The sequence below is a fragment of the Rhodobaculum claviforme genome (genome assembly GCF_016653255.1).
GTDB lineage: Bacteria > Pseudomonadota > Alphaproteobacteria > Rhodobacterales > Rhodobacteraceae > Rhodobaculum > Rhodobaculum claviforme.
Genome location: NZ_NHSD01000070.1, coordinates 1 through 4,354 on the forward strand (window position 1 = coordinate 1; position 4,354 = coordinate 4,354).

General features: G+C 69.8%; 4 protein-coding genes. 3 read left to right on the top strand and 1 reads right to left on the bottom strand.

Going from position 1 to position 4,354, the window contains the following annotated elements; translation table 11 throughout:
* Nucleotides 1-179 precede the first annotated feature (179 nt).
* Complete coding sequence (locus tag CCR87_RS01130) at nucleotides 180-902, top strand: DUF502 domain-containing protein (RefSeq protein WP_201155492.1); 723 nt, start codon at nucleotides 180-182, stop codon at nucleotides 900-902.
* 6 nt (nucleotides 903-908) lie between these two features.
* Here CCR87_RS01130 and CCR87_RS01135 read toward each other — a convergent pair whose 3' ends face one another.
* Nucleotides 909-1,982, bottom strand: a complete 1,074-nt coding sequence (locus CCR87_RS01135; RefSeq protein WP_201155493.1) for a patatin-like phospholipase family protein — start codon at nucleotides 1,980-1,982, stop codon at nucleotides 909-911.
* 452 nt (nucleotides 1,983-2,434) lie between these two features.
* On the opposite strand from CCR87_RS01135, the gene CCR87_RS01140 reads away from it, so the two are divergent.
* Nucleotides 2,435-4,213: an extracellular solute-binding protein gene (locus CCR87_RS01140; RefSeq protein ID WP_242511786.1), complete on the top strand. Its 1,779-nt coding sequence runs from the start codon at nucleotides 2,435-2,437 to the stop codon at nucleotides 4,211-4,213.
* Nucleotides 4,203-4,322, top strand: coding sequence for a lipoprotein (locus tag CCR87_RS01145; protein WP_201155494.1), 120 nt, complete (start codon nucleotides 4,203-4,205; stop codon nucleotides 4,320-4,322). Before CCR87_RS01140 ends, CCR87_RS01145 begins: the two co-directional genes overlap by 11 nt.
* Nucleotides 4,323-4,354 lie beyond the last annotated feature (32 nt).

A 4,354-nucleotide genomic window follows, 5' to 3' on the forward strand; every position in this document is an offset into this window, starting at 1 on the left:
GGCAGCGGCGCGCCGGGTCCGGTGCCTCGGGGGGATCGACCCCCCTCGGCCCCGGCGGCATGCGCCGCACGCCTGGCCCCTGCCTGCGCGCGGGATGGAGAGGGGGGACGACACGCGGGGCGAGTTGCCCCGCCCCTGCGGACCCCCTACAACCCGACGGGTAAACCATGAGGCCCCCGATGACCCCAAGGAAACCCCCGGAGAACGGCCCCGCATCGCAGCGACCGGACGAACAGCGCCGCAAGCTGTGGGCCAGCCTGCGCACGTCATTCCTGACCGGGCTGGTGGTGATCGCGCCGATCGGGCTGACGCTGTGGCTGATCTGGACGGTCGTGACGTCCATCGACGGGTGGGTGCTGCCGTTCGTGCCCACCGTGCTGCGGCCGACCTCGCGGCTGGGGATCGACATTCCCGGCGTCGGGGTGGTGCTGTTTCTGGTCTTTGCGGTACTGGTGGGCTGGGTCGCCAAGGGGGTCATCGGCTCCACCTTCCTGCGCTGGGGTGAGGCGCTGGTGGACCGCACGCCGGTCATCCGGTCGGTCTACAACGGCGTCAAACAGGTGGCCGAGACCGCCTTTTCCCAGTCCGAGACCAGCTTCGACCGCGCCTGTCTGGTGCAGTACCCGCGCCCGGGGCTGTGGGCGATCGGCTTCATCTCCACCCGCGCCAAGGGCGAGATCGCGGCCCGGCTGGAGGGGGCGGGGCGGATCGAGACGGTGTTCATTCCCACCACGCCCAACCCGACCTCGGGGTTTTTGCTGTTCATCCCGGCGTCCGAGCTGATCCCGCTCGACATGGGGGTGGAGGATGCGGCCAAGCTCGTGATCTCGGCCGGTCTGGTCTATCCCAACCCGCGCGACCCCCTCAGCCCGTCGGTGGCGGCGCGCGACCTGCCGCGCTGAGGGCGGTCAGTCGCAGGTGGCCACCAGGTCCACCGTGCCCGACACGCCCAGCGCCGCGCGGTGATCCGTCAGGAACCGGTCGGCGGCGGCGTGGCCCGCCTCGCGCAGTTGGTGCAGCAGCAGCGGTGTCGGCGCGGTCTTGGTGCGCACCGACAGCGGGCGCATCGTGGCGTCGTCGGCGATCATGTGCACATGCACGGGCTTGAGCGCATCGCCGGGGATGCGCCCCTCGGCGATCAGCTCCTGGACAAAGGCGATGCCGCGCAGCTCGCGCAGGAGCGAGGCGTTGAAGCTGATCTCGTTCATCCGGCTCTGGATGTCCTGGGGCGTGGTCGGCACCGCGTCGCGATAGAGCGGGTTGATGTTCACGATCACGATATCCGACGGCAGTCCTGCGTCGAACAGCGGGAACAGCGCCGGGTTGCCGGTGAAGCCGCCGTCCCAGAATGCCTCGCGACGCCCCGTAAGCGGGTCGTCGATCTCCACCGCCTGGAACACGCTCGGCAGGCAGGCGGAGGCCATGATCGCCTCGGGCGTGACCTCCGGGCCGCGAAAGACGCGGATCTTGCCGGTGCGCACATTGGTGGCCGACACGAACAGCGCGGGTCCCTCGGACGCGCAGACCCGGTCGAAGCGCAGCTTGCGCACCACACGCTCCAGCGGGTTGCGATAGAGCGCGCCGAAGTCATAGGGGCTGATCATGCGGCCGGCGATCTCGGCGGGGGTGATGGGCATGACCTGCTCCATCCATGTGGTGAGCGAGCCGAGCCCCGGCATCACCGATCCCACCCAGCGCGCCATCTCCAGATCGCCCACCGCGCCGACCTGCCGCCACACCCAGTCGAGGGTCGCGCGCGCCTCGTCCCGGCCGCCGGCGATCAGCCCGGCCTTGAGCGCGGCCGCGTTCAGCGCCCCCGCCGAGGCCCCCGAGAGGCCCGCGATCTCGATCCCGTCGTCCATCAGCAGGCGATCCAGCACCCCCCAGGTGAAGGCGCCATGCGCGCCCCCGCCCTGAAGCGCCAGGTTGATCCGACGCGGCCCGGTTCCGCCGCCGTTGCCCTGCGGGCTGCTTGCGTTCATGTCGTACCCTCGCTGTGGGTCAGGGATGCCCGCGCAGACGGGCAGGCTGCACCGTCGGACAAGATAGGAGAGGCGGGGGAGAACACCACCGGCGCGGGGCCAGCGCCCCCCTGCGTGATGAAAAAAAAGCGCCCGCCAGAGGCGGGCGCAAGTCGTTGAGGCAGGTTTCATACAGGCAAGAAACCTATCGAGCAGTACTGATCGTTATACTCCGACCGCGGCGTCTGTCCAATGGAAAAGTTTGAAAAACCCGGGCACTGCGGATAGATTTACCGAAATTCCGACCCTTGGAACAAGAGGATCAACCTGTGGTGGCACTGCGACACCGGGCCCGCCCGGGAGCGATTCCCGACGCTGTTGCCGGCGGAATCGGGGGTGGAATCGGGGGCGGCATCGGGCGCGGCATCCGGGCGGCCATCCGGGTTGGTCTCGGCGTTGGCATGGGCGTTGGCATGGCGGCGGCCATCGGGATGGGCCTGCCGGCCGCCCCGGCCACGGCCGGGCCCAGCCACGGCATCGCCATGTACGGCGCCCCGGCCCTGCCGGAGGGGTTCGCCGCCCTGCCCCACGCAAACCCGGACGCGCCCCGCGGCGGGCGGATCGTCTTTGGCGAGGTCGGCAGCTTCGATTCGCTCAACCCCTACATCCTGCGCGGGCGTGCGCCGTGGGGGGTCCAGTCGCTGACCGTCGAAACCCTGCTGGGGCGCAACCATGACGAGCCGTTCGCCCTCTATGGCGTGCTGGCCGAATCGGTGGAGACCGACGCCGAGCGCAGCTTCGTGGCCTTCACGCTGCGCGAGGAGGCGCGGTTTTCCGATGGCAGCCCGGTCACCGTCGCGGACGTGCTGTGGTCGATCGAGGCGCTGGGGACCCTGGGCCAGCCCCGCTACCACACGGTGTGGTCCAAGATCGCCACGATGGAACAGACCGGCCCGCGCAGCCTGCGCATCACCTTCACCGAACCCGACCGCGAGATGCCGCTGCTGCTGGGCCTGCGCCCGATCCTGCAGAAGGCGCAATTCGACGGGCGCGCCTTCGACCGCTCCTCGCTGGAGCCACTGATCGGCTCGGGGCCGTATGTGGTCGACCGGCTGGAGGCGGGCCGCTACATCACCTTTCGCAAGAACCCCGACTGGTGGGGCCGCGACCTGCCGTTCTATGCCGGGCAGCACAACTTCGAGGAAATCCGCTACGACTACTTCGCCGACGCGGGCGTGGCCTTCGAGGCGTTCACCGCCGGACATCTGACCACCTGGCGCGAGGGCAACGTGGCGCGCTGGGGGCATGCCTATGACTTTCCCGCCGTCACCTCGGGCGAGGTCGTGCGCTCCGAGATCCCGCACTCCCGGCCCTCGGGCATCGACGGGCTGGTGTTCAACACCCGGCGCGAGATCTTTGCCGACTGGCGGGTGCGCGAGGCGCTAATCCATGCCTTCAACTTCGAGTTCATCAACCGCACGCTCAATGACGGCGCGCTGCCGCGCATCGCCTCGCCGTTCTCCAACTCCGATCTGGGCATGGGCGACGGCCCGCCCGACGCCCGCGTGCGCGCGTTGCTGGAACCCTTTGCCGACACGCTGACGCCCGACGCGCTGGAGGCCCATGCCCTGCCGGTGTCGGACGGATCCGAGGGCAACCGCCGCAACATCCGCCGGGCCATGGCGCTGCTGGAGGACGCCGGCTGGCGCGTGGACGGCGGCGTGCTGCGTGACGCCGACGGCACGCCGTTCGAGTTCGAGCTGCTGCTGCAACAGGGCGCCGCGGAAACCCAGTCCATCGCCAACATCTATGCCGAGGCGCTGCGGCGGCTGGGGATCACCCTGCGCACCGTCACCGTGGACAGCGCGCAGTTCACCCAGCGCACGCTGGCCTATGACTTCGACATGACCCGGCGCGCGCTGTCGCTGTCGCTGTCGCCCGGCAATGAACAGTGGCTGTACTGGGGGTCGCAGGGGGTGGACACGCCCGGCACCCGCAACTGGGCCGGGGTGAACGCGCCCGCCGCCGAGGCGATGATCCAGACCCTTCTGACCGCCCGGGACGAGGCCGAGTTCACCGCCGCCGTGCAGGCGCTGGACCGGGTGATCGCCACCGGGCGCTACTGGATCCCGCTGTGGTTTTCCGACGTGGCCCGGATCGCGCACCACCGCAGTTTGCATTTTCCTGACCATTTGCCGCTTTATGGGGACTGGATGGGGTTTCAACCGGAGGTCTGGTGGCATGAGGACTAGCATCGCGCTGGCGGTGGCCGTGGCAATGCTCGCGGGCTGCAACACCGTGGAGGGGGTGGGGATGGACATCTCGGGCACCGCACGCACGGTCGGCGGATGGCTGCGCTGATGCCCGCCCCCTGCCCCGCCCCCTGTGACGAC

Bases quoted from the DNA above. Each gene is read 5' to 3' on its own strand.
- CCR87_RS01130 (WP_201155492.1), top strand. From the start codon at position 180: ATGACCCCAAGGAAACCCCCGGAGAACGGCCCCGCATCGCAGCGACCG.
- CCR87_RS01135 (WP_201155493.1), bottom strand. From the start codon at position 1,982: ATGAACGCAAGCAGCCCGCAGGGCAACGGCGGCGGAACCGGGCCGCGT.
- CCR87_RS01140 (WP_242511786.1), top strand. From the start codon at position 2,435: ATGGCGGCGGCCATCGGGATGGGCCTGCCGGCCGCCCCGGCCACGGCC.
- CCR87_RS01145 (WP_201155494.1), top strand. From the start codon at position 4,203: ATGAGGACTAGCATCGCGCTGGCGGTGGCCGTGGCAATGCTCGCGGGC.